Source organism: Halonotius aquaticus, from assembly GCF_003605575.1.
Lineage (GTDB): Archaea > Halobacteriota > Halobacteria > Halobacteriales > Haloferacaceae > Halonotius > Halonotius aquaticus.
Genome location: NZ_QKNY01000018.1, coordinates 597,069 through 620,636, shown reverse-complemented (window position 1 = coordinate 620,636; position 23,568 = coordinate 597,069). Strand labels below are relative to the sequence as shown.

Annotated in this window: 22 protein-coding genes; 10 read left to right on the top strand and 12 right to left on the bottom strand. The window is 62.6% G+C overall.

Features of this window, described 5'->3' with window-relative positions; genetic code table 11:
- Nucleotides 1–527: 527 nt before the first annotated feature.
- The gene (locus DM826_RS12740; RefSeq protein WP_120085877.1) at nt 528–836 is read right to left on the bottom strand and encodes a non-histone chromosomal MC1 family protein; all 309 of its coding nucleotides are present in this window, start codon (nt 834–836) and stop codon (nt 528–530) included.
- A 235-nt stretch (nt 837–1,071) separates the two neighbouring features.
- Here DM826_RS12740 and DM826_RS12735 point away from each other — a divergent pair, with 235 nt between their 5' ends.
- The 3 genes from DM826_RS12735 (at nt 1,072) to DM826_RS12725 (ending at nt 3,216) form a co-directional block, all read left to right on the top strand.
- Nucleotides 1,072–1,269, top strand: coding sequence for an AbrB/MazE/SpoVT family DNA-binding domain-containing protein (locus tag DM826_RS12735; RefSeq protein ID WP_120103794.1), 198 nt, complete (start codon nt 1,072–1,074; stop codon nt 1,267–1,269).
- Between the two features lie 186 nt (nt 1,270–1,455).
- On the top strand, nt 1,456–2,514 hold the full coding sequence (locus DM826_RS12730) for a quinone-dependent dihydroorotate dehydrogenase (RefSeq protein WP_120103793.1): 1,059 nt from the start codon (nt 1,456–1,458) through the stop codon (nt 2,512–2,514).
- Between the two features lie 60 nt (nt 2,515–2,574).
- On the top strand, nt 2,575–3,216 hold the full coding sequence (locus tag DM826_RS12725; protein WP_120103792.1) for a hypothetical protein: 642 nt from the start codon (nt 2,575–2,577) through the stop codon (nt 3,214–3,216).
- On the opposite strand, the gene DM826_RS12720 is transcribed toward DM826_RS12725, so the two are convergent.
- Nucleotides 3,203–5,875: a valine--tRNA ligase gene (locus DM826_RS12720; RefSeq protein ID WP_120103791.1), complete on the bottom strand. Its 2,673-nt coding sequence runs from the start codon at nt 5,873–5,875 to the stop codon at nt 3,203–3,205. The two genes, DM826_RS12725 and DM826_RS12720, sit on opposite strands and share 14 nt — an antisense overlap.
- Before the next feature lie 239 nt (nt 5,876–6,114).
- On the opposite strand from DM826_RS12720, the gene DM826_RS12715 reads away from it, so the two are divergent.
- A complete protein-coding gene (locus DM826_RS12715; RefSeq protein ID WP_120103790.1) occupies nt 6,115–7,785 on the top strand; it encodes a sensor histidine kinase in 1,671 nt (556 codons plus the stop codon).
- Nucleotides 7,786–7,803: 18 nt separating this feature from the next.
- Here the strand turns inward: DM826_RS12715 and DM826_RS12710 are convergent, their stop codons facing one another.
- From DM826_RS12710 to DM826_RS12680, 7 genes are all read right to left on the bottom strand, one after another.
- Nucleotides 7,804–8,751: an ABC transporter substrate-binding protein gene (locus DM826_RS12710; RefSeq protein ID WP_120103789.1), complete on the bottom strand. Its 948-nt coding sequence runs from the start codon at nt 8,749–8,751 to the stop codon at nt 7,804–7,806.
- A gap of 39 nt (nt 8,752–8,790) precedes the next feature.
- On the bottom strand, nt 8,791–9,867 hold the full coding sequence (locus tag DM826_RS12705) for an AIR synthase family protein (protein WP_120103788.1): 1,077 nt from the start codon (nt 9,865–9,867) through the stop codon (nt 8,791–8,793).
- Nucleotide 9,868: 1 nt separating this feature from the next.
- Nucleotides 9,869–11,683: a phenylalanine--tRNA ligase subunit beta gene (gene pheT, locus DM826_RS12700; protein ID WP_120103787.1), complete on the bottom strand. Its 1,815-nt coding sequence runs from the start codon at nt 11,681–11,683 to the stop codon at nt 9,869–9,871.
- The gene (pheS, locus tag DM826_RS12695) at nt 11,683–13,203 is read right to left on the bottom strand and encodes a phenylalanine--tRNA ligase subunit alpha (RefSeq protein ID WP_120103786.1); all 1,521 of its coding nucleotides are present in this window, start codon (nt 13,201–13,203) and stop codon (nt 11,683–11,685) included. The genes pheT and pheS overlap by 1 nt, the downstream gene beginning before the upstream one ends.
- 79 nt (nt 13,204–13,282) lie before the next feature.
- Nucleotides 13,283–14,890 carry a tryptophan--tRNA ligase gene (locus DM826_RS12690; RefSeq protein WP_120103785.1) on the bottom strand — a complete coding sequence of 536 codons (1,608 nt, stop codon included), beginning with the start codon at nt 14,888–14,890 and terminating at the stop codon, nt 13,283–13,285.
- A complete protein-coding gene (gene endA / locus DM826_RS12685; protein ID WP_120103784.1) occupies nt 14,887–16,035 on the bottom strand; it encodes a tRNA-intron lyase in 1,149 nt (382 codons plus the stop codon). Before endA ends, DM826_RS12690 begins: the two co-directional genes overlap by 4 nt.
- 92 nt (nt 16,036–16,127) lie before the next feature.
- Nucleotides 16,128–17,144 (bottom strand): A24 family peptidase, encoded by a 1,017-nt coding sequence (locus DM826_RS12680; RefSeq protein ID WP_120103783.1) that lies wholly within the window; start codon nt 17,142–17,144, stop codon nt 16,128–16,130.
- 124 nt (nt 17,145–17,268) lie between these two features.
- Between DM826_RS12680 and DM826_RS12675 the strand changes: the two genes are divergently transcribed.
- On the top strand, nt 17,269–17,694 hold the full coding sequence (locus DM826_RS12675) for a hypothetical protein (protein ID WP_120103782.1): 426 nt from the start codon (nt 17,269–17,271) through the stop codon (nt 17,692–17,694).
- A gap of 24 nt (nt 17,695–17,718) precedes the next feature.
- Here the strand turns inward: DM826_RS12675 and DM826_RS12670 are convergent, their stop codons facing one another.
- On the bottom strand, nt 17,719–19,413 hold the full coding sequence (locus tag DM826_RS12670; RefSeq protein ID WP_394338552.1) for a DNA-directed DNA polymerase II small subunit: 1,695 nt from the start codon (nt 19,411–19,413) through the stop codon (nt 17,719–17,721).
- A 136-nt stretch (nt 19,414–19,549) separates the two neighbouring features.
- Here DM826_RS12670 and DM826_RS12665 point away from each other — a divergent pair, with 136 nt between their 5' ends.
- The 5 genes from DM826_RS12665 to DM826_RS12645 all read left to right on the top strand — a co-directional run bounded on the left by DM826_RS12665 (nt 19,550) and on the right by DM826_RS12645 (nt 22,621).
- Nucleotides 19,550–20,311 carry a S24/S26 family peptidase gene (locus DM826_RS12665; RefSeq protein WP_120103781.1) on the top strand — a complete coding sequence of 254 codons (762 nt, stop codon included), beginning with the start codon at nt 19,550–19,552 and terminating at the stop codon, nt 20,309–20,311.
- A gap of 148 nt (nt 20,312–20,459) precedes the next feature.
- A complete protein-coding gene (locus tag DM826_RS12660) occupies nt 20,460–20,873 on the top strand; it encodes a hypothetical protein (protein WP_205738836.1) in 414 nt (137 codons plus the stop codon).
- A gap of 2 nt (nt 20,874–20,875) precedes the next feature.
- Nucleotides 20,876–21,793, top strand: a complete 918-nt coding sequence (locus DM826_RS12655; RefSeq protein WP_120103780.1) for an FAD:protein FMN transferase — start codon at nt 20,876–20,878, stop codon at nt 21,791–21,793.
- 4 nt (nt 21,794–21,797) lie between these two features.
- Complete coding sequence (locus DM826_RS12650; protein WP_120103822.1) at nt 21,798–22,079, top strand: hypothetical protein; 282 nt, start codon at nt 21,798–21,800, stop codon at nt 22,077–22,079.
- Complete coding sequence (locus DM826_RS12645; RefSeq protein ID WP_120103779.1) at nt 22,079–22,621, top strand: hypothetical protein; 543 nt, start codon at nt 22,079–22,081, stop codon at nt 22,619–22,621. Before DM826_RS12650 ends, DM826_RS12645 begins: the two co-directional genes overlap by 1 nt.
- A gap of 46 nt (nt 22,622–22,667) precedes the next feature.
- Here DM826_RS12645 and DM826_RS12640 read toward each other — a convergent pair whose 3' ends face one another.
- Nucleotides 22,668–23,189, bottom strand: a complete 522-nt coding sequence (locus DM826_RS12640) for a winged helix-turn-helix transcriptional regulator (protein ID WP_120103778.1) — start codon at nt 23,187–23,189, stop codon at nt 22,668–22,670.
- 3 nt (nt 23,190–23,192) lie between these two features.
- Nucleotides 23,193–23,480, bottom strand: a complete 288-nt coding sequence (locus DM826_RS12635; protein WP_120103777.1) for a hypothetical protein — start codon at nt 23,478–23,480, stop codon at nt 23,193–23,195.
- Nucleotides 23,481–23,568 lie beyond the last annotated feature (88 nt).

The window sequence follows — 23,568 nt, the reverse complement described above, 5'->3', positions numbered from 1 at the left end:
GGATCACTCGTGGGCTACTGCCCACGCGATCCATGCGAGTGCTGACCGATTCGAACGGTCGGCGGCTCGCGGTGTGTTTTTGCTGCATTCCAGTCGAGCGCCCTGTTGTACTTAAGAGCGTTGGTTCGATCTGGGTGCCGTCCGGAGATTCCGGACGGCGGTGGTCGGGCGTGTTTCCACACACAACCAGTGCATCCTATCGAAGACGGGGTTTATATAAAAGACCGTCGAAGCGAACCCACCACGTCATGCGGTTTCATGCGCCGAACCCACATGCAGAATCGGGAGAGATAGATCGCGACCATGATGGGGTGGTACTGACGCGACACAGCGACGGTATGCGTCGCTGGTCGATGCTGAGAGTCAAATGTAGCGCGGCTGGAGGTCGAACGGTCATCCCCTGTCTCGCACAGACGGTCGCGCCGGATGATTGCCGCGCAAGCGGACGGTCAGTGTGACCGAGACAAAACGCTACCGGAAGTGACGGCGGTTCAAAGAACGCGAGGCCAACACGGCAACGACTCCAGTCACTCGTCGAGGTGTTCGATGCCCTCTTTGGAGACGTTCGCTTCGGTGATCTCATCGGGCATCCAGTCGGGCGAGTTGTCAGGGGCTGTCTCCTCCCAGGCCCACCCCTCATACTTGTGTACCTTGTCGGTGCCTTTCTCACGGAGTTCGAGCGAAACCCGGTCGGCAGCCGATTCCGACGGGGCTGGATCAAGCCGCCGGGCCGCCTTCAGCGCGGCCTGTCGGGGGGTGTTGCCCGAAAAGACACTGTCTTCGGTGCCGTCCGCCTCGCGGAGTGCAAAGTTTCGCTTACCGTCTTCACGTACCATGGTTTGTGGCTCCATGCCAACCGAGGACATGCATTGATATAAATATATCGGGGATTTGAACACTCAACGGGCGATCTTTTAAATACGATCACACGCAGGCCAGTGGTTCTGATCGGTGAGTTTCCTAGCAGCGAGCCAGCAAGCACACCTGACCCCGAGTCGCCAAACAAGCCAGCGACACAGCGGTAAACAACACTTATATGAATTCTGTGGCGAATGGGGATAGACACCGGCGATGGTTCGTAAAAAGAAGCTGAGTCCGAGTGGGGCCAAAGACGACGACGGTGAGTACCACAACGTCCACGTCAATCTACACGAAGACGAGCTTGCGGTCGCCGGCATGGAGATCGGCGACGAGGTCTTCGTGCGGGTGCGCGAGGACAAGATCATCATCCAGAAGGCCGATCCGGATACAGTCCAACACGATTTCTAACGCCTCGCTGTCAGTAACTGTCCGCTATCCATTCAGAGCTCGAAAATCAGTCGCATACAGGGCATCGGCGCTCGCTTGGTTGTGCGACACCGACAGCATTGCGCTCCCACCACCGCCGTCACGACGAGCGTCGCAACGCGATCCGCTTCGTCGGATTGATTGTACTGCGAGCGGATAGCATACCCAATGAGCCTATACGACGCCGCAAAACCGGCCCTCTTTCTTTTCCCCCCGGAGACAGCCCACAACACGGTACACCGCGGCCTGAAGGCCGTCCAAGATACCCCACTCGAAGCCGTCCTTGCGGAGCGATACGCTGTCACCGACGACCGGCTCCAGCAGTCAGTGTTCGGCTGTGAGTTTCCCACGCCGGTCGGTGTCGCCGCCGGCTTCGACAAAAACGCCGAGATCCCCCGCGTGTTGACCGCCCTTGGGTTTGGCCACGTCGAGATCGGCGGCGTCACCGCCGAGCGACAGCCCGGCAATCCACAGCCACGGATGTTTCGCCTGCCGGAAGACAGCGCGCTCATCAACCGAATGGGATTCAACAACGAGGGGGCCGACCGAATCGGTGACCGCCTCGACCGCGAGCCACAGCCCGATGTGCCGCTCGGTGTCAACATCGGCAAATCGAAATCGACGCCGCTTGCGGAGGCAGCCGACGACTACCTGTATACCTACGAGCGGGTCGCCGACGCGGGCGATTACTTCGCGGTCAACGTTTCCAGTCCAAATACGCCAGGGTTGCGCTCCCTGCAGAACCGAGACTCCTTGGAAGCGATCTTTGGGGGCCTGAAAGCCGCCGGAGCCGCCCCCCTGTTGGTCAAACTCTCGCCGGATCTCCCCGATCCCGCTGTCGAGGACGCGCTGGCCGTTGTCGACGACCTCGACCTCGACGGTGTGATTGCAACCAACACAACGACAAGCCGGCCCGACTCGCTACAAAATCCGAACAAGGCTGAAACCGGCGGCCTCTCCGGGAAACCGATCGAGGACGACGCAACCGACCAGATCCGGTTTATCGCCGAGCGCACCGACGTGCCGATCATCGGCGTCGGTGGCGTCAGCGACGCCGAGGGGGCATACGAGAAGATACGTGCGGGTGCAAGCCTCGTCCAACTGTACACCGGCCTCGTCTTCGAGGGGCCAGCCGTCGCCCGCGACATCAACGAGGGACTGCTCGACCTGCTGGAACGCGACGGCTTCGACTCAGTTGAAGAGGCGGTCGGCGTCGACCTGCAGTAACCCGAAACACGCGTTTGAGCGTCCACAAACTATTCTTGCGGATCGATTGTGAGCCCCGATATGGACAGACGACGGTTCCTCGCCTCGGCTGCGATCCCGGTCGGGCTCACGACGGCTGGCTGTTCGCTCGCGCCCGGCCGAACCGTGACTCTCCAAGCGGAAACCGAACGACAGGATGAGGGCCGCCAGAACCATGCGTATCTCGTCTACCGACACAACGGCGAGGAGGTTCGGGTTGTCGGCTTCAATCAGGGATCGTTCCCGGCGTCACTTAACGAGGAGTTCGGGCTCGGACTCTTCATCGAGTACGACGAGGCAACAACACTAGAGTCCTTCCGGTTCGATCTTCGCGCGCCGCCAACCGGGGAGCCAGCCGACATCTATCTCGCCACCCCCGGCGGAGACGCGTGGCCGTATCTCACGTACGGACGGATCGGCGGCGATGGGTCGACGCGGATCGCACTGGCGGACGCAGTCGACAGCATCGACGAAACGATGTTTCTCACAACGAGGATCGACCCAAACAGCGCGCCGGCCGAACAGATCGCTATCGACTTTGAGATGGAACTCACCGCGCGGAACGGGCCGACAACGTATCGCGCAGCCACGACGACCACGTTCGATGTAGAGACCCAAGAGGACGCACAGGCAACGGAGAATACGACTGAAAACAGCTCCGGAGAGCTATCTACACTTCGCTGACGATCACAATCGCGTCGCCGGCTTCAAGCATCTCGCCCTCGCCAGCGTAGCGTCGCTCGCGTTCGACCTCGAAGAAGTCCGGGCCGAGTTCCTCGCCGGCGACGTGGAGTTCATCGTCAACGAGGTCGTAGTCGCCCGCCTCGATCCCGTCTTCCAGATCAGGCACTTGGGAGCCGTACTCGGGACCAACCTTCGAGTAATCGAGGCTGATGTCGGCGATGACGGATTCGATTTCGGGCTCGCTGTCGAGGACAGTGAGGTCGTCGACGTGCATCACGCCGCGGATGTCGTCCTCGAAGCCCTCGATCGGGCCGTAGACCTCGATAGCCGACAGTTCGGCGTTCAGCGGAAGCTGCTGGTCGCTCTTATATTTCCGCAGTGCGCCGACGACCGCCATCGCGGCGGCCCCACCCTCGCGGTCGGCGTCGATCCCGAGCGGTTCGGGCCACGCCGACTGGTGGATGCTCTCGTCGGCGTCGTACATGTCGCGGTAGAGTTCCTCGGTGACGTGCGAAAGGAGGGGCGCAAACAGTTTGAGGAACCGTTCGTGGGCCGTCCGCAGCGTGTAGGCCGCGGACTGATCGTCGCCGTCATCGAGTCGCTGTTTGGCGATTTCGAGGTAGTCGTCACAGAAGGTGTTCCAGAAGAAGGTGCGGAGGCCGTCGCGGGCCTTCGAGAACTCTCGGTTGGCCAGCAGGTCAGTCAACTCCGCAATTTCGGCGTCGAGTTCGGCCAGCAGCCAGCGGTCGAGCGCGGCAAGGTCGTCGGGTCGGTCGACCGGCTCAGGTGCGAGCGAGTCGACGAGCTTCGAGGCGTTCCAGAGCTTCCGGATCAGTTTCTCGCCCGCGCGAAGGCCCTTTTCTTGGTAGGGCAGATCGTCACCGATCGCGCTGCCGGCCGCCCAGAACCGTGCGGCGTCGACCGGGTATTCGTCGAGGACGGCGTCGGGATCGACGACGTTGCCCTTCGATTTCGACATCTTCTCTCTGTTTTCGTCGAGCACCATCCCGTTGATCATCGTCGTGTCGAACGGCACCTCGCCGGTGTGCTCGTAGCACTTGATGACGGTGTGGAACAACCAGAAGGAGATGATGTCGTGGCCCTGGGGCCGGAGATCCATCGGGTAGATCTCAGGACGATCCATCGTGAATTCTTCCGCGTCGTCATCCCAGTCCCAGCCAGCATTGATGAGCGGCGTCAGCGACGAGGTCGCCCACGTGTCGAAGACATCGTCTTCGGGGACGAACTCGTCGTGGCCACACTCGGGACAGCTATCGACCGGCGGCTCGTCGGAAAGCGGATCGACCGGCAGCTCGCTTTTTTCGGCGATGACTTCGTGATCGCAGTCGGCGCAGTACCAGACGGGGAACGGAATTCCGGAGGATCGCTGCCGGGAGATACACCAATCCCACTCCAGGCCGTCGATCCAGTGTTCGTACCGCGTGAACATCTTCTCGGGGAACCACTCCATCTCGCGGCCGGCCTCAAGGTACTCCTCACGTTTGTCGAGAACATCAACGTACCACTGCTCGGTGACGCGGTACTCGACGGGCACGTCGTCGCGCTCGTGGACTTGGACGACGTGGTCGATCTCCCAGCGGTCGCGGAGTTGCCCGGCGTCGTCGATGTCCTCGACGATGGCCTCCCGTGCTTCCTCCGTGCTCATCCCCTCGTAGTCGCCGGCGAGGTCGGTCATCGTCGCCGACTCGTCGATGGCGACCCGGAGATCGAGGTCATGGGCCTGATACCACTCGATGTCGGTCTGATCGCCGAAGGTACAGCACATCACGACGCCGGTACCTTTCTCCATATCGACACGGTCGTCCTCGTAGATCGGAACCTCGTGGCCGAAGACGGGGACGCGGGCGGTGCCGCCGACGAGGTGGGCGTTGCGGTCGTCGTCCGGATGGACGAACATGGAGACACACGCCGGAATGAGTTCAGGTCGGGTCGTCGAGATGACGATGTCATCGCCCGGCTCGGTCGGCGTGGGGTACTCGTAGTCCTCGTCGGTCACAGCGTCGTTGTCGGGCTCGCTGCCGCTCTCGACGAGTTCGAAGGTGATGTCGTTGAAATAGGACTGCTCCTCGTAGTCCTCGGTTTCGACCTGCGAGATCGCTGTCTCGCAGTCCGGACACCAGATCGCGGGGGCCTTTTTGCGATATTCGCGGCCCTGGTCGTAGAGATCGATAAAGGAGAGCTGGGAGACGCGCTGGACTTCGGGCGAAATCGTCTGGTAGGTGTTGTTCCAGTCGATGGAGGTGCCCATCGCCTGCATTTTCTCCGTAAACTCTTCCTCGTACTCCGCACAGACCTCCCGGCATTTCTCTTGGAACTCATAGCGGTCAAAATCCTGATGGCGGATGCCGAGTTCCGACTCCGTCAGGCGTTCGGAGGCGATCCCGTTGTCGTCGTAGCCGAAGGGATAGAACACGTCGTTGCCCTGCATGCGCTCGAAGCGGGCGACGATGTCCTGGAGGATCGAGCCGTAGACGTGGCCCCAGTGGAGGCTCCCCGAGACGGTCGGCGGCGGGGTGTCGATGGCGAAGGTCGTGTTCGGATCGGTCGCGTCGTCGGGGTAGGCGTACGTTTCGTCGTCGAGCCACTGCTGTTGCCATTTGGACTCGACGGCGTCGGGATCGTACTCTCCGGTTGGCATTGCGGGAGGAAACTCGCCGCGGGGACTAAGGTTAATCGACTTCCGAACGTGCGGTCAACCGTAGGGAGACCGCGATTCGCTCGAACGGCGACCGACGGGAGCCGTGAAGCTGCGGGCGTTCCGCGAGCGAATCGAGTCGCTGCGGGATCAAGCGCGGCGGAGGTTTCTCCATCTCATTGGCTCACTGCCCGGCAACCTGACGCGAATCGTTATGTAACGGGAGGTTGTAGGCCGGCCCAGTGTTTGGCGCCTTTTCGTGGCCGGCGATCGCCTCGCTGGGCTCCGGCCTGCTCTCGCTGGCGTTTCTCGCCTACGTCTGGCCCTACCGCGACGAGGATGGGGCGACGTTGTTCATGGCGATGATCGTCGCCATCGCCCTGTGGGCGTTTTCCTACGGCGTCGCTCTCCTCGTGTTCGATCCGGCACTCCGGGTGCTGTTTGAGATTCCGGTCTGGCTGGGCACCTGTTTCACGAGCCTGTTGTTTCTGGCCTTTGCCCTCGAATACACCGGTCGGAAGGACGTGGTGCGGTCGACGCCGATGGCCGGGCTCGTCGCTCTCACGCTCGGCTTCGTTGGGTTGATCGCCACCAATCCGCGCCATCAACTCGTCTGGAGTAACTACCGGATCGACCCCACCTTCGGCGCGGCGACGGTCGCCTACACGAACGAGGCGTGGCTGTTTCTCATCCTGTTGACGCTAATGATCTTTACCGCCGGTGCGGTGCTCGTCTTGCTGGAGACGTTCGTGAGTTACGGCCCGCTGTATCGCTCCCAGACGCTTGCCCTCGCACTGTCACCGCTCCCGGTTATCCCCGGGATCCTGCTGTGGATATTCGACGCCGGCCCGGTTCCAAATCTCAACCTCGCCCCGCTGTTGTTTCCGGCGCATCTCGGGCTTGATATGTACGCCTTCTTCCGGCGGAATATGTTCGAGTTGACGCCGGCGGCCCGCCGAACAGGCGATCAGACCGCCATCGACGATCTGGGGATCGGTATCATCATCGTCGACGACGACCAACGCGTCATCAATGTCAACGAGGCGGCAACCGAGATCGTCGACACCGCAAAACCGGCTTTCCTCGGAAACTCACTCGATGACATCGCCCTCGATATCGATCTCGACAGCGACGACCAGCGAATCCGTCACGGCGACACCAGAAGGCGTGATTACGCCGTCACCGTCTCGGCGATCGAGGATTCAGCCGACAGCACGGTTGGGCACACAATCACGCTCCAGGACATCACGCTCGAACGCCAACGCGAGCAGCGACTCGCCGTCCTCAACCGTATCCTTCGGCACAACCTCCGCAACGATCTCAACGTCGCCAGCGGGTATCTCGAAGTGGTCGCCGAGGGCGTCGACGACGAGGGGTACGCCGACATGCTCGAAACCGCAAAACGCAACACCGATAACGTGCTCGAACTCGGCGAGAAAGCCCGGATGGTCGAACGGACACTCGAACCCGACGAACTGGGCACCGAATCGATTCCGGTCGCCACGTTCGTCGATCACGTTGCCGAGCCGCTCGTCGACGACCACGGTGGGCATGTCGACACGGAAATCCCGGATGACCTCGCCATCGAGACGAACCGCCAACTGCTCGAAAGCGTGCTCGACAACCTGATCGAAAACGGCCTCAAACACGGCGGTGGGAATGTCACCGTCGGGGCGACCACCACCGGGTCGACCGTCCGTATCAAGGTCAGCGATAGCGGCGACGGCATCCCGGAACACGAACTGGGCGTGATCGAGGAGGGCACAGAGACGGATCTCGAACACGGCAGCGGGATCGGGCTGTGGCTCGTCGAGTGGGGAACAACCGCCCTCGGTGGGCGTGTCACATATGAGACCGGGGCGGCGGGAACGACAGCGACCGTCAAACTCCCGGACGTTGTCGACAGCGAGTAACTCGGGTGTCGGGCGCAGTTACGCGTCAGAGAGGAGGTCGTTCGTGTAGAGCTCGCTCGTGGGTAACTCATCGGCAGGAATCGGCTCGTCGTCAACCGTGGTGAGAATATCGTTGGCGGCGAGCCACTCGACAAACGCGTCCCAGCGGTCGTGGGCCATCGTTCCCCACTCCCCATCAGCGGTGAGATACGCATCTGTGAGTTCGTGTTGACTCTCACGGAGGAAATCGGGATCGTCGTTATCCATTCCCTCGGCCGTCTCGCCGAGAACCTCGGCGGCCCGATCGGGGTTGTCGACCGCGAACTGGTAGCCGCGGGCACTCGCCGTGAGGAAGTCGCTGAGGGCGTCGCCGTCGACGATCGTCTCCGGACGGGCCAACAACAGGGGTGTGTAGCCGTACGGCACGTCGTACTCGTCGAGATAGAAGGCGTTGAGATCGATCCCGTCGCGGGCCGCGAGGACGCCCTCCCACGGCATGAACACCCACGTCGCATCAGCCTCGCCATCGAGGAGGGTGTTCCAGATCCCGAGTTTCGGCGGGGTGACGATGTCGATGTCGCCGTCGCCGCCGTCGTTGCGGATGAGTTGGCGGACGATGTGATCCTCGAAACGGGCGTCGTAGGAGGCATAGCGGTGGCCGTCGAGCTCGGCCGGGCGGTCGAGGCCGCTGTCGCCGAGCGTGACGATCGCGCTTTTGTCTTCCTGGCAGACCGCCGCGACAGCAGTTAGCGACGGGTAGTCGGGGTGGGTCTGGTAGCTGATGACGCTCTCGGAGGGCGCAATCGCCAGCGTTGCCTCGCCGGTGGCGACCTGCTTTGCTGGCGTCGTCTCGTAGTCGTCGTTGGCCGGCGAGTGGATCGACACGTCGAGATCGCGGTCGGCGTAGTAGCCCTCCGCGAGCGCGACGTAGAAGCCGGTGTGGTTCGTGTTCGGTGTCCAGTCGAGTGCAAGGTCGATTGTGGTCATTTGTCGGTGGTACGACCGGGCGATGAAAAAGATCGGTGGTCAGGCAGTGTCGTTGGCACCGGCGTCGGCGGCATCGGCGGCATCGGCGTCGGTATCATCAGCGTCCTCAGCCGCCGCCAGCAGCCGCTCGTAGACCGGCCACGAGGAATCACCGGCTGGCGGCTCTGTCGGTTCGCCATCGCGGACAACACCGTTCCCCGAATCGACGCTCCCGATCACAGCCGCGGTCGTCCCGCGGTCGCGGAGGGCCGCGAGTACGTCATCGGTCACGTTGGGGTCGACCGAAAGCAGCAGCGATCCGGAGCTGGTCGCTCGCCAGGGATCCATATCGAGGGTCGAACACACCGCGGCCACATCGTCGTCGATCGGAACCCGGTCGGTGTCGACCCGAAACCGAACGCCGGCACCAGCGGCCATCTCGTGGCACGCGCCGAGCAGCCCGCCTTCGGTGATATCGTGCATCGCCGACACACCGTTGATTCCGGCGATAGCGCGGGTATCGCGGACGACACCGAGTTCGTCGAGCATCGCCGCGACGCGAGCGAGGCGGTCGTCCTCACAGTCGATCACGTCGGGGAACAGCGAGGCAAACAGCGCGGTGGCTTCAACAGCCGGGCCGGTCGTGATAATGAGGTCGTCGCCGACGCGAGCCCCATCCGGGCGGACGATCGCGTCGTGGTCGCCGACGGCCATCGCGGTCGCCGCGCCGACCCACGGGAACGAACAGCCGGCATACCGGGCGGTGTGACCGGTGATGATGTCGACACCGAGGGCCGCGCATTCGTCGTGGATCGCCCCCCAGACCGCAGCGAAGTCGTCGCCAGTGAGATCAGGTGGGAGCGTGAAGCCGACTGCGAGATGTGAGGGATCGAGCCCCGAAACGGCCACGTCAGCGAGGACGATCCGGACGGCAAACCGGCCGGCGCGCTCGAATCCGAGCCCAGGCAGGATCGAGACCGGATCGGTGGCGACAGCGAGAGCCTGCCCGCCGATATCGAGGACGCCGAAGTCGACGCCGTGCTGTGGGCCGAGAGTCGTTTCTTGGCGGTCAGCCCCGAGCTGTGGGGCGATATGCTCCCGAAAGAACGCCCGCGAGATCTTGCCGGTTCGGGGCATCTCACTGCAGGGCGTCAAGCCGGAACTCGAATGCGGCGACCGGCAGTTCCAGATCGTGCTCGACCAACACCGCGGGATGGATCTCGCCGATGACGCCGACCGGCTCGCCGTCGATCACCACGTCGGCAACCCGGCCGTCGATGAACGTCGGGTGATCGGTCGCCGGCGTTTCGAGGTCGACACCGAAATCATCGCAGAGCGCGGTGAGTCGCGCTTTGGCGTCCTCGTAGGTCGCGTCGTTACGCGCGAGGACGGCCCCGATCGATCGCCATTCGGCGACGTTCGTGTTCTCGCTTTCGTCGACTTCAGCAGCGAGGCCGATCTCGGCGAGATCCTGCGGGTAGGCGCGGTGGGTGTTGTTCTCCAAGACCATGAGCAGCGACGGGAGTACCCACGTACGGAGTTGGGTGTAATCCTCGCTGTAGGGGCCGGTGATCTCGACGGCCTCGCCCGCGCCGACGAGCCGGCGGTCGGCGTCGTCGACGGTCGCGCCCGGCTCGATGTTGAGCCGGTCGTAGTTCGCCTCGGCGGAGATCATATGGAAGTTCAGCAGATCCTCGAACCCGAGGCCGATGAGGCTCGCGCGGGTGGCGTCTTCGAGTCGCGTGCGGTCGTGGCGACCGCCGACAGTCCCGATATCTGGGTAGCGTGGCTCCAACTCGTTGAAGCCGTAGGCCCGCCCCAGATCGTCGATAAGATCCATCGGATGCAACACGTCGACCCGGTATGGTGGAATCTCGACAGCGTAGACGACATCGGCGTCGGCGACGCTGGCGGGCAGGTCGTCGTCGCCAGCGTTGTCACCATCAGCAGCATCGTCAACGACCGACGCCGACAGTCCGGCGCGGGCGAAGAGATCGAGAACTTCGCGCTGGTCGAAATCGACGCCGAGGATCGTCTCGATGCGGTCGTGAGCGACGTGTTTGGTGTCGGTCTCGAAATCCGGGCGGACGAGTTCGCCACCGACGTCCTCGTAGGGGCCAGTCGCGGTCGGGTAGTCGATTTCGACCTCCTCGATAGTGCCGCCGCGGGCCGAGAGTGCATAGCAGATGATGTTACAGATGTGGTCGATCGTCCACTGGTCGGTTCCGGTGAGCTCAATGAGGAGATCCCGAGACTCGGCTTCGACCTCGGTGCGGCGGCCGTTGATCACCGGCGGGAACGAAAACAGCCCGAGATCGTCGTAGATCGCGGGATAGCGGTCGAAGCCGTCGAGGAGATCGCCGAACTTGTCGCCGATCGGGTGATCGGTAAGTACCTCGGCAGGCGTCATCTCGCTGTCGGCATCGAGGGGGACGAATCGGTCGCCGTCGGGGTCGATCCCGCGGTAGGTGATCGAGTGGCCGCTGTCGTCGTCGCCGAGGCCCGCGCCTTTCAGCATCGTCAGGTCGTGGATACCGATGGCCGCCTTCGCGCGCTTGCGGCCCATCGTCGCGTGCAGTTTCTCCTGGAGTTGGATCAGCGATTCCAGCACGTCCTCGGTCATGTTCACGTCGCGGACGATGGCACCCGTGACGTAGGGGCGACCCTCGGGGACGGTGTCTTCGACTTCGTACGTCCAGTCGGGATCGTTCGTGTCGGGGACGTAGACGCCGGTGTCGTCGCCGTACTGGTAGCGCAGCGAGCGGGCGACACCCTCGACAGAGAGGCGATCAAGCCGGTCAGGCGCGAATTCGAGTTGGAGTTCGCCGTCGTCGGTTTCGCCCTCAAATTCGAGACCGAGGTTGAACAGGTCGTCTTTGAGTTCGTCGTCGGATTTCTCGTCGTGACCGGTCAACTCGCGGAGTTCGTCGGGGTCGACATCGACAACAGGCATTATTGGAGCACCTCCGTTTCCCGCAGCAGTTCAAGATCACACAGCGTCCCGTGGACATCGCGGATATCCTCGAAACCGTACATCAGCATGAGCAGGCGTTCGAGGGCGAGGCCCCACGCCATCACGTCGGCTTCGATGCCGAGCGGTTCGAGTACTTCGGGTCGGAACAACCCGGAGTTCCCGATCTCGACGATCTCGCCGGTCGTCGGATGCTCGCCGAACAGCTCGAAGGAGGGCTCAGTGTAGGGATTGTAGTGGGGTTTGAATTTGATATCGGTGATCCCGAACTGGGCGTAGAACTCCTCAAAGGTGCCCATCAGATCACGCACCGAGAGATCCTCGGCGAGCACCCACCCCTCGATCTGGAAGAATTCCAGCAGGTGAGTCGGATCGAGCGTGTCGTTACGGTAGACCTTTTCAACCGAGAAGTACCGCTGCGGCGGCTCGATGTCGGCCCCAGCGAACCCGGAAAGGTAGCGCATCGACAGCGACGTGGTGTGCCCCCGAAGGGCGACTGCCTCGGCGAAATCCCGATCCCACGGCGAGTGGTAGCCGTCGCCGTCCTCGCCGACGCCCTCGCGGTGGGCTGACTCGACGCGGTCGACGAGTTGGTCGGGAAGGTCTTGGATCGGCGGCACGTCAAGCGCGAAGCGATCCCAGTGGGTACGCGCAGGGTGATCCTGCGGCATGAACAGGCAGTCGTTGATCCAGAAGTCGGCGTCAGCATGCGGGCCGTCCATCTCCTGAAAGCCCATCCCGACGAGTACGTCCTTCGCGCGGTCGGCCGTCTGTCTGAGGATGTGCTTGCGGCCGCCCTCGACGCTGGGTGCGTCGGCCTCGACGTTGTACTCGGTGAATTCTACATCTTGCCACTCGCCGCTGGTCAGCATCTCGGGTGTCAGGCGGTCAACCGTCTCGGCGGTCTCGATGCCCTCCATCAGCGCGGTGACGGCGTCGTCGGTGAGCGTGATCTCCCGGAGCGTGTGCTCGCGCTGAATAATGAGGTCGCGGCGCTCGAGTTGGTCGAGGAGATCGGTGTCGATGGCGTCGCCGTCGGCGACGCTCCCACCGTCGGCCAGCGTTGCGAGTGCGTCGGCTTCGGGGTCGGCGTCGGGATCGGCGTCGGGATCGGCGGTGACGCTGCCGGAGTCGATCGTGCCGTATCCTTTGCGCGCGAAGTTGGCCAGCGCGATGTCGACCTCGGGGCCCTCCAAGCCGGCCGCGCCGATGAGTTGGCCCAACTCGACGGCCTCGTCGTCGGCACCAGCCTCAACGGCGGCGCGGTAAAGCCGGACTTCCGGGAGGCCCGATTCGAGATAGTCGTGGGCCTCGTCGGTGAGGTCGGCCGTGGTTTCGGTGCGTTCCTCGATGGTGACCAAGCCGTCGTCGCGGAGATCGAAGGCCGCACGGGTGACGGTTTCGGGTTTTAGGTCGGTCGCGTCGGCCAGCCGATCGACTGGCGTCGGTTCGGTCGCCGAGGCGGCTTCCAACACCGCGAGTTGTGAGTCCGGGAGTCGCATACAGTTGTTATCGGGTGTCGGTGGGGTCGTCAGTTAGCAGTTGCGAAGACGACAGCAGCAAGCCGCAACAAAAATAGCGTCAGTGTGAGCTGCCCGGCCCTTTCCGGTCGGAATCGAGCACGATATCGAGGTCGTCGAGCAGTTCCCGCGCTTCCTCGCGTTTCTCCTGATGGTTCTTCAGGAACTCTTTCATCAGCGTTGCCGCCTGCTCCTTGCAGTCCCCACAGAGTCGCTCGCCGCCGACACACTCCTCGTAGACCTCCTCGACCAGCCCATCGTCATCGTTGGCGAGGAGATAGGCATACAGCTCATAGACCGGGCAGTCGTCGGCCTCGCCACCGAGTTCGCGCTGTTTTTCAGCCGTCTCGCGGCCGCCCGTCGTCGCCGACTTCACCTTGTCGTAGCCGTCTTCGGGATCGTCGAGTAGGCTGATGTGGCTGGCCGGGATCGACGACGACATTTTCCCGCCGGTCAGGCCGGTCATGAAGCGGTGATAGATCGAAGACGGCTGGATGAAGCCGTAGCCGCCGTTGTCGACTTCGACCTCGCGGGCAAGGGCTTCGGCATCGTCGATATCGAGTTCGAACGAGTCGATATGGCCCTCGTAGACGCGTTTTTCGCCTTCGATGGCGTCGATCATCGCCTCGAAGGCATCTTCGGGGCCGTGGCGGTGGAAGAACCGGACGCGCGGACGAAGCGGCTCCTTGCCGGCCTCGCTGAGTTTGTCGACAGCGGCATCCTTGGCGTCGGCAAACTCGGTGGCAGCGTCGTAGTCGGCCAGCCAGTCAGCGGCGGCCGCACAGCGAACCATCTCGTCGCTGTCGATCTCCTCGCTGAGTGCGTCATAGGCGCGAGCGATCAACTTCCGTTGGGCAGCGTCGGCCTCGAAACTCGCGTAGGCTTCGGTGACTTTGAAATACCGCATCCGCACCGCCAGATCCCGCGCGAGGCGGACGTGGGGATCTTGATCGGGCCCGACCGGGATCACCGTCGGCTTGGGGCCGTCGACCAACTGCGGGTAGAGCATATCGGCCATCTGGGTGACGACGCTCTGCATGTGGGAGACGCTGGTCTCGCCGTCGAACCCGTAGATCGAGCCGAACTCGGCGAATCGGGCGTTCGAGCCGAGTTCGAAGGCGAGATCCTGGAGCTCGCGGTTCTGCGATTGGCGGTAGAGCGTTCCCTCCTCGGCGTCGAAGCCGAGCGCCAACAGGCTTAGCAGATAGCTTTCTGTGTGGTCGTCGATCTCGTCCCACGTCATCCCGCGGGCGGAATGGGCCTCCAGGTCGGCGATCAGGGCGTAGGCGTCGGCACCCTGCTGTTGATGCCAGATAATCTCGTCGAAGACAAGTTTGTGGCCGATATGCGGGTCGCCGGTCGGCATAAAGCCTGAGAGCGCGGCGGCGGGTTCGTCGTTGGCAAGGGCGTCGGCGACGGGCTCGTAGTCGCGGTGGCCGAAGATGACTCCCCGGCGCATGAGGTAGTGCGGATCGGGCACATCGCCGAGAATCGACTCGAACTCCTCGATGCCGAACTCCTCGAAGAGCTTGCGGTAGTCGGCGATCGTTGACGATCCCCACGGATCGATGGTCGTCTCGTCGACGCCGCCGTCGGTTGTGGCGACCGCGTCGTCGGTCGCGCCGGCTTCGGACGTGCCATCGTCGTCGTGAGAGGTATCGTCGGTCATGGTGTCAGGCGGCTCACAGAGAGCCAGTCTATCTCGCCGTTCGCGCCGGTCAGCGCAAAAACCATTCGTTTCCGTACCCCGCCGGCCAGCCGCACGTCAAGTGAGAGCTCGCGGGGATCGAACGCGTGATCGGTCTCGACGACGCGAACAAGCCGTTCGGAGTGGGGTAAGTCCTCGACCGATTCAACCGTGTTGTAGGTGCGGAAATCCGCGCCGAACTTGTAGCCTGTTTTCGGGACGACCTGTCGGTCTCGAAGCATGCGATACACCGCAAGCCGGCGGTCGAATCGCTCGCCTTCGACCCGCCTGCCCTGTTTGCGGATCGCGGTGTAGCTGGCCGGCGAGTCGGGGGATGTGTCGCCGGCGATCTCGGTTGCGGTGAACGTCGTCGCCTCGGATTGATCGTCGTCAGCGTCATCAAGCACCAGTTGTCCCTCGGCGGCGAGAGCGGCGGCCTCGACAAGCGAAAGCTGGACGGCGGTGTCGATGATCGCCTCCCGCACCTCAAGCGGTTGGCCGTAGAACCCGTGATCGTAGAAGCCATCGGGAGCGTCCCAGACGACGACGCGGTCGCCGATGAGCGAGCCCGTGATCCCTGCCGGTAGGCTGTAGGTCGTCCCGCCGTCGAACTCGGGCGTCGCAGTTTCGAGATAGCTGATCTCGCTTTCCTCGTCGACGACCGCGAGGGTGAGGTTCGCAAGCTCGTCGGCCGGGAGCGACTCGCGTTCGCCGACGACAGCGATTCGATAGGCGGGTTCGCTGTCACCGGGTTTCGTGCCACGGGGTGGAACAATCAGGTCGATCAGGTCGTTGTCAGCTTCCGCTGCACCGGGCCAGCCCGCGCGGGCGGGCGCAAGATAGAATCCACGATCACGGAGGTCAGCGTACACCAGAAATCGGAGAGCGAACCGCTCGGCGGCCGCGGCGGAGGCGACAAAGAACTCTTCAAACGAGAGGCGATCAGCGGAGCCGTCGTGATCGACAACAGCCGTGAGATCGCCACGGAGCAGGAGGTGGGCGGCCTCAACGCGGGCCAGGCGGATCTCGTTGCCGTCGGCCGGCCGGCCGTAGCCGCGGGCGTCGTGGAACTGCTGGCGGGCGTTGCCGCCGACCTCGACGACGCCGTTGCGAAGGTGTCCGTCCATACCGAAGGGGGCGGCGGCGAGGCCAAAGGCACACCGATCCCAGAACGGTTGGTGCCGCCGGCAGCGACGGAGTCGCTACACGAGCGGAGCCGTTACACAAGCGGGAACACGCCGAGCCAGCGAAGGAAGCCAAAGAGCAGGTCACCGTAGATGAAGGCGACGAGAAGGCCGGCAAACATCGGAACGACGAACGGAAGCCCCGGCGAGACCCAAACCGTCTCCTCGTCAGTTGTCGCCAGCAGTTCAAGCCCCTCACGGAGTTGTTCCGGGTCGGTTCCGTAGGTCGACCGATCGATCGACTCGAAAAACTGGTCGACACCCCACGGATCATCGAGATTCTCGGCGGCAACGTCGCCGTCGACTGTCGGGACGGCGTCGGAGTCATGCCAATCGAGGTCGTCGTCGACGTCGCTGCGGCCGTCGGTCGGCTCACCGGTCGCCTCAATGCTGGCCGGATCGCGGGCGATATCGGGGGCCGCCCGGAGCGCGGCTAAGGGAAGGCCGCGCCAGCGAAGATACATCCGGAGGGCGTCAAGATCCAGCCCGTTGTGGGTGAGCCCATCGGGTGCTTCGAACAGTCGGCCGTGGCGACCCGGCAGCGAGTCGATCCGAACCGGTCGGGCCAGAAACATCACCGCGGGTTCGATCCGGCGGCGGAGCAGGTTCCCAACCCCCAAGCCGACCGGTGCAACCACCGCGAGGAGCACCGCGTTTGTGAGCACCGTCAACGAGAACACGCCGATCGTCGTATCGACAAGCGGGAGTTCCAGCCCGCCGAGGGCGTAGGTCGGAAACGTCGGCAGGAGGAACGCAAGGGCGATCATCGCCTTTGCGTCGGCCGCACCAAACGCGCCGAACCACCAGAATGCGTAGCCAAGCGGAGCGACAAACAGGAGGCTGATCCCGGCACGGATCAGGAAGGCTTGGCCGCCAGGGTCACCAAACACGAAGAGTTGGATCGCTTCCCAGACGAGCAGGAGGCCGCCAAGGATGACCAGCGGTGGCCACACCCGGTTCGGGATCCGACGGGTATGGATGTCGCGCCACGCAGCCCACCCGAGAACCGGAATCACGAGGAGTCGAAGCAGATCCGGCAACGTTGCAACCATTACCACAGTTCGGAACCCCATCGCCCATAGGTGTTTAGGTGTCAGATGGCGGCTTGGATGTAGTTCACAGACAACGCTCCCAGTCGCCCTGAATTTTATGCGGGTAGATGTGATATACGCTCACATGGATGTCCGGGACGCCGTCGAGGAGGACGCCGAGTCGATCGCGGCACTGGCCGACGTACCGGCGGATGTCGTCCGGAACCTTGTGCACGATCGCAGCGTCCGGGTCGCCGAACGGAAACAGGCCGGCAACGATCCCAACGCCGATACCGACGCACTCGAATCCGAGTTGTTGGGCTTCGTCAGCTTTGATGTCCACGACAACACTGTCCACGTGACACAGGTCGGCGGGACAAAGGAGGCCTGTGAGCGGCTGCTGAGCGAGCCGGTTCGGTTTGGCGCCAGCGAAGGGTTGGACGTGGAACTGCTGGTCGAACAGAACGCAACTGATCTGCAGACGGCCGCCCAGGCCGCAGGGTTTCAGGAGGCCGGCGACGGGCCGATGTTTCGCGGCGCGCAGACGATCCGGTATTACCAGCAACCCTGATCGTGACAGAAGTAGACCGATTGCTTACGCGAACTTTCGGACAGTCATCTCCAAGGTATCGAGATCGACGATCGGGGCGTGGGCCACGTCGGGGTCGATGTTGACCTTCTTTTGGAAGGCGGTTTGGGCCTGCCAGCAGCCGCTGTTGACCGCCAGGACGTTGTGGTATTTCCCCCAGCCCAGCTTGTGGACGTGGCCGGTGTGGAAGATGTCGGGCACTGTGTCGATGGTGAGATAGTCCTTCGTTTCGGGTGCAAGTCGCATCTTGCCGCCGTATTGGGGGGCGACGTGGCGTTTCTTCAGGAGTTGGTACATCGCCTTGTGTGGGTTGTCGTAGCTGGCCTTCTCTTCGGGGAGTTCGGCGATGACCTCGTCGAGCGAGACACCGTGGTACATCAGGATCGAGACGCCCTCGATAGTGACAAGCGAAGGGTTGCCCGTGATCCGGGCGTCGTGAACCGACATGATATCCCGAAGTTCCTCGTCGAAGCCGGGTTGGGGTTCGGCAAGGCGGACGGCGTCGTGGTTGCCGGGGATCATGACGATCTCGATATCCCCGGGAACAGCCTTGAGATACTCCGAGAAGGCTTCGTACTGGTCGAAGATGTCGACGATGTCGAGTTCCTCGTCCTGGTCGGGATAGACGCCGACACCTTCGACCATATCGCCGGCGATCAGGAGATATTCGACGGCCTCGGCTTCCTCGGTGTGGAGCCAGTCGGCGAACCGCCCCCAGGCGTCGGCCATGAACTCCTGGCTGCCGACGTGGACATCCGAGATGAGCGCGGCCTGAACGTGGCGGTCGGCGGTGCTCGGACGGAACGTCCGGGGCACGTCAGGGAAGTGGATCGAGTCGGTAAACAGGATGCCCGAATCATCGGCAAGGGTGCCCTGGACGGCGATGCATTCGTCGAGGAGAAGTTCGTCGACCAGCTCGGCGATCGGCCTATCTTTCATTACGAGCGCGGGGAAGGTGCCGGTCGTGTCTTCGAGTTCGATCAGCCAGTGGCCGCTGGCCGTCGAGCGGATGTCGTTGACGAGTCCGATCATCTCGGCGTCGCTGCCGCCCGGCATGTCGGCGATGGCCGTGGCTGGGCGGTGATTAACGCGGCCTTTGAGGAGCTTCGAGAGCTGTTCGTAGCGATCCCGAAACGTCGTTACGAACTGGCTGTACTCACCGGTGCCGGTGCTGCGGCCGGTGATGTCGCCGGTGATCTCGGCGGGTGTCGGGTTCCGATCCGGGGAGCGGGCGGTTCCTGTTGGTTCGGCAACCACTTCTTTACGCCCGGTCGAGTTCGACCCCTCTGTTTCGTTTGGAGATTCTGACGTAGTCTGTTGATTTGGGTGTGTTTTGGTTGCAGTCGAAGAGGTGGTGTTTGAGCTGGGCTGTTGGGGTGTTTCAGGTTGTGAATCAGTCGATTTAGGCGAATCTGGAGATGTCGACTCGGTCGGAGCAGCCGCTGGGGTCGATTCAGGTGCAGTTGTCGAAGGAGAGACAGCCGCACCGGTGACAACGGCAGCGCTGTCGAGACACGCTCGGACATCGCTGCTGGTGATGCGAAGCGTGTTGTCGTCGGTTGCCGAGACGACAGCCTCGATTGCGGCGGCCGGATCGCTCACGCGGGCGAGCAGGGTGACCGCCTCGCGGTCGGCGTTGTAGCCGTGGCGGGCCAGCGTCTGAACGATCCGGGAGGGCGTCTCGGATGGCACTGTCGGCATCTCGGGAGCGCCGGGCAAAAACATGCCGGGAGTCGGATCGGACAGAGAGATGCGGGAGCCACCGCGAGGAGAGAGGCTGGTGGGTCGGCGACCCGGGACAGAAGTTTCAAACGCGGTGCGGGTGAAGAGACTGCCAATGAGTGATGGAGAGCGGGAACCGCCTGGCGACGTGACGCCCGATGAGGAGTCGTGGTTCCAGCGACTCCGCGGGGCGGACGACGGGCCGCTGTTGTTCCTTCGGGAACTGCTGCTCAGCCTCTCGATCGTGGCTGCCATCGGACTCGTGCTCTTTGCGGCGACCGGCGTCTGGCCGCCGATGGTCGCCGTCGAGAGCAACAGCATGGATCCCAACATCAACAAATACGATCTCGTCGTCGTCAGCGAACCGGGTCGGTTTGCGCCGGCGGCGGCCAACGAACAGGGGCTCGTGATGGCCGACACAAGCGACACCAGTTACGAATCGTTCAACCAGCCAGGGAGTGTGATCGTCTACGACTACCCCGGCCGTGTCGGCTCGCCGATCATCCACCGGGTACGGTTTCGTGTCGAGGCGGGCGAAAACTGGTATGATCGAACGTCGCCCGATGCGGTCGACGCCGAAAGCTGTGCGGAGTTAACAAACTGTCCGGCCCCGCACGCGGGGTATATCACGAAAGGCGACAACAACCGGCGGTACGATCAGGCAAACGGGGTTGCACCCGTGGTGAAATCGGAGTGGGTCAACGGGGTGGCGCGGTTCCGGATCCCGTATCTTGGCCGGCTCCGATTGGCGTTGCTCGGAACTGGATACAGTGAAACCATTGATAAGACGATCACCGCAGACACCGGTGGTAGCGAGGGTCTCACCACAGGTGCAGGCGGTGGTGGCGGTGTGGGTGTCGGATCGGTTGCAGGCTGAACCAGTTGTCGGAACGATACGTTTTGTCGTGACAGCGAATCGCTCAGTCGATGATAAATCGGTCGAAGGCGACGATTCGATGGTTGGACGACGATTCGATAGCCGGACGCGAACGCATTAGAAGAGCGTGGCAGTCGTCGAACGTACGATGCGGATTCAACTCCCAACAAACAGACTCGTTGCGATGACACTCGCCGGCGCGTTGCTAACGATGGTTGTGGCCGGCGGATTGGTATTTCCGGGGCTTGGACTCACCAGTCTGAGCGATGGCGACACCGGCATCACGGCCAGTGATCAGCAGACGGCTGGCGATGCCCCGCAACCAAATGAGAACTTCACACCGGCTGTGCAGACAGGCGGCGATGGCAAGAGCGGTGACGGTGAGTATGAGGACGAAGAAGACGGAGAGTATGAGGACGAAGAAGACGGAGAGTATGGGGATGAAGAAGACGACGAGTATGAAGATGAAGAAGATGAGGAGGAGGAGTACGAGGAGGAAGAAAATGAGGAAGGAGAGGATGAGGAGGAAAACGAGGACGAGGAGGAGGATGAGTACGAATAACAATGGGAAGCACACAGCAGACACTCTACGATCGGTTGGGGACAGCCAGTCGTCGCTTTCGAGCCTGTGATACAGACTTTGTAATCAAGATCAGGGGGATTCGAGCTGAGCCGGCAGCCAGCGCGGCAAAACAGCAGATCAGAAGGCTAGAAGGCCAGTTAGACCGGTTCAACGAAGCGAGTGCCGCCGCCGAACTCAACGAGACAGGCCAGATCCACAATGAACACATCGCCAAGATCGTCCAGCGCGGGCGTGAGTACATCGATCGAACCGACGGCGTATTCGATATCCGACACGGGGAGTGCAAAGACGAGCTACACCGCTATCTTCGCGGCGACGACAACGCCGTGCATCGCGGTGGTGACACATCGAGCTCGTCGGGAGCGACGTGGTCGGTATCGACGGCGTTTGCGGGTGGGACAATCAGCGTCGATGGTGAGCGGGTCGAAACCGACACCGCACTCGATCTGAATGGGCTCGCAAAGGGATACATCGTCGACCAGGCCGCGAGATGTCTCGATGGGGTTGGTCGACGCGGGTTCGTCAGCGGCGGCGGGGATATGTCGCCGCCAACGGGGCCTGTTGGGATCGAAAGCCCCTACGGGGATGACAGCCACCTCAAGACGCTGGCAACCGATTGGTATATCGCCACGACCGGTGGCTATCGTCGAGAGCGCGAGGGAGTCGACCATATCTACGATCCAACAGCCGAGCGGATCGGCTCACGACATGAATCGGTGACCGTTCTCGCGGCACGCGACTGTATGGAGGCCGACGCGCTGGCGACGACACTCGCCGCACTCCCGCTGGCGGAGGCAAAACAGCTGGCCACCGACTGGAACGGGGCTGAAGCACTCATCGTCCACGGTGGCGTGTTCCACACGACCGACGGGTTCGACGAGCACGTCGTCGAGGGGTGAGATGATGGGCTGGACACGAAACCAACAGATCACGCTCGTTGTCGTCGTGTTGTTTCTCATCACTGTGCCGGTGCTCTGGCAGATCAGCAGCGTGCGGGCCGCACAAGCAACAACTGAGCCAGCGGAGACGATGGAGACCGTATCGACCCAACAAGCCCCCGATGACTATGACGGCGACGGCATCCCCGACGCGACCGATCAGTGTCCCCAACGCCCGGAGACCGAAAACGGATTTCAGGATGACGACGGCTGTCCGGATGTCGTCGAAACCACGGGGGCCTCCTGATGTCGGTTGTTATCTGGTATCTCGACCGGGCAGCCGGCCTCCTCGCGTATCCGAGTCTCACGCTCGCGGTGCTCACCGGGATCGGCTACAACAGTCCATCGTTTGGCGTCCTGCATACGGCGGCCCAACGCGTCCACATTGAGGTGTCAGTGTTTGCGATGATCGTGACACTGCTGCACGCGCTCATTGGTGTTGTCGACACGTGGAACGTGCTCAGTGGACAGGTGCCACCGCCGGCGTATTCGCTTTCGTACTTTTCGGCTGGTGTTATCGTCGGTGGCGGCGCGCTGTTGTTGCTCGTCGTTGCCGTCCTTGGGTTTACCGACCCAGCGCGGTTTTCACGGCCGTGGGGGCCACGGGTCGTCCATACGTTCGCCTACGGTGGGTTTATGTTCGGAACGATCCACGCTGCCGCGATTGGAACCGATATTCAGGGACTTATTATCCCGCTGTTAGGGCCGACAGCCGTGTTCATCAGCTATGTGCTCTGTCTTCGAGTGCTCGTCCAGCGGGGGATGCTGCCTGGTGTCGGAGTGAATTAGTGAGAGTTCGAGTAGAGTACTAACGAGAACCAGAGCGATGGCAAAGTCAGTAGCCGTCCCAAAGACCCAGTAATCGGTCGACGACGCGGTCGGTAAACGAGCGTCGATGGATGGTGTAGAGATATCTGACCCGGTCAGGATCGGTGACCGCATAGCTGACCCGACGGCCTTCCCGCTGTTTCGTGACAAGATCGGCATCGGCGAGATTTGAGAGATGCCACGACACTGTTGACTCGGCTTTGTCGAGTCGGTCGCTGAGTTCCTGTGTCGACAGCGGGCCGTCGGCGAGGAGATGTGCCAGCACGCGGCGGCTGTATTCCCGCCGGAGGGCGTTCATCACCGCCTGATCGGCGTCGTCAAACTCGGCGGCAGCGTAGTAGCGGGTGTATTTCCCATCGTCAGCAACGTCGATCAGCTCCGCATCGGCGAGCCACTTGAGGTGGTACTGGATCGTGCCCTGCGCATACGAAAACGCCTCACATAGCTCCCGAAAGTGGACACCGGGATTAGCAGCGATATGCTGGTAGATAGCGCGCCGAGAATCCACCTCGAATGCTGGCTCAGACATGGCTCAGTCCCGTGTCACAGCGGCGAAAAACGTCAGCAGCCCAAAAAGAATGAGTACCGCGGCCCCGTGTTCGATGAGCTCAACCGTAGCATACGGGATCGTTGGCACGACGACGTGTTCAACGGCGACGATGAGGCCGTAAGTTGCAAACAACCCGTAGCCGACGGTAACGGTCGCCATCCGGCGATCACGCTCTCGACGCCACGCCAGATAGCTGACCGCGGCCAGGGTCGCGGCAACGAGAAAGATCCCAAAGCTGACGTACTGTTCGATGAGTTCTGCGGGAATCATATATCAACAGCCGAGCGCGGGAATCGGGAGTGAACAGCGGAGAGAGCGATCAGCTGACGAACGCAGGTCATACCGTGAGCCAGTCACG

What these genes read in the sequence shown, in the direction of transcription:
- DM826_RS12735 (WP_120103794.1), top strand. Translation starts at nt 1,072, where the DNA reads ATGGTTCGTAAAAAGAAGCTGAGTCCGAGTGGGGCCAAAGACGACGAC.
- DM826_RS12710 (WP_120103789.1), bottom strand. Translation starts at nt 8,751, where the DNA reads ATGACCACAATCGACCTTGCACTCGACTGGACACCGAACACGAACCAC.
- pheT (WP_120103787.1), bottom strand. Translation starts at nt 11,683, where the DNA reads ATGCCTGTTGTCGATGTCGACCCCGACGAACTCCGCGAGTTGACCGGT.
- pheS (WP_120103786.1), bottom strand. Translation starts at nt 13,203, where the DNA reads ATGCGACTCCCGGACTCACAACTCGCGGTGTTGGAAGCCGCCTCGGCG.
- DM826_RS12730 (WP_120103793.1), top strand. Translation starts at nt 1,456, where the DNA reads ATGAGCCTATACGACGCCGCAAAACCGGCCCTCTTTCTTTTCCCCCCG.
- DM826_RS12680 (WP_120103783.1), bottom strand. Translation starts at nt 17,144, where the DNA reads ATGGTTGCAACGTTGCCGGATCTGCTTCGACTCCTCGTGATTCCGGTT.
- DM826_RS12705 (WP_120103788.1), bottom strand. Translation starts at nt 9,867, where the DNA reads ATGCCCCGAACCGGCAAGATCTCGCGGGCGTTCTTTCGGGAGCATATC.
- DM826_RS12645 (WP_120103779.1), top strand. Translation starts at nt 22,079, where the DNA reads ATGTCGGTTGTTATCTGGTATCTCGACCGGGCAGCCGGCCTCCTCGCG.
- DM826_RS12660 (WP_205738836.1), top strand. Translation starts at nt 20,460, where the DNA reads ATGCGGATTCAACTCCCAACAAACAGACTCGTTGCGATGACACTCGCC.
- DM826_RS12720 (WP_120103791.1), bottom strand. Translation starts at nt 5,875, where the DNA reads ATGCCAACCGGAGAGTACGATCCCGACGCCGTCGAGTCCAAATGGCAA.
- endA (WP_120103784.1), bottom strand. Translation starts at nt 16,035, where the DNA reads ATGGACGGACACCTTCGCAACGGCGTCGTCGAGGTCGGCGGCAACGCC.
- DM826_RS12635 (WP_120103777.1), bottom strand. Translation starts at nt 23,480, where the DNA reads ATGATTCCCGCAGAACTCATCGAACAGTACGTCAGCTTTGGGATCTTT.
- DM826_RS12740 (WP_120085877.1), bottom strand. Translation starts at nt 836, where the DNA reads ATGGTACGTGAAGACGGTAAGCGAAACTTTGCACTCCGCGAGGCGGAC.
- DM826_RS12640 (WP_120103778.1), bottom strand. Translation starts at nt 23,189, where the DNA reads ATGTCTGAGCCAGCATTCGAGGTGGATTCTCGGCGCGCTATCTACCAG.
- DM826_RS12725 (WP_120103792.1), top strand. Translation starts at nt 2,575, where the DNA reads ATGGACAGACGACGGTTCCTCGCCTCGGCTGCGATCCCGGTCGGGCTC.
- DM826_RS12655 (WP_120103780.1), top strand. Translation starts at nt 20,876, where the DNA reads ATGGGAAGCACACAGCAGACACTCTACGATCGGTTGGGGACAGCCAGT.
- DM826_RS12670 (WP_394338552.1), bottom strand. Translation starts at nt 19,413, where the DNA reads ATGCCGACAGTGCCATCCGAGACGCCCTCCCGGATCGTTCAGACGCTG.
- DM826_RS12690 (WP_120103785.1), bottom strand. Translation starts at nt 14,890, where the DNA reads ATGACCGACGATACCTCTCACGACGACGATGGCACGTCCGAAGCCGGC.
- DM826_RS12675 (WP_120103782.1), top strand. Translation starts at nt 17,269, where the DNA reads ATGGATGTCCGGGACGCCGTCGAGGAGGACGCCGAGTCGATCGCGGCA.
- DM826_RS12650 (WP_120103822.1), top strand. Translation starts at nt 21,798, where the DNA reads ATGGGCTGGACACGAAACCAACAGATCACGCTCGTTGTCGTCGTGTTG.
- DM826_RS12665 (WP_120103781.1), top strand. Translation starts at nt 19,550, where the DNA reads ATGAGTGATGGAGAGCGGGAACCGCCTGGCGACGTGACGCCCGATGAG.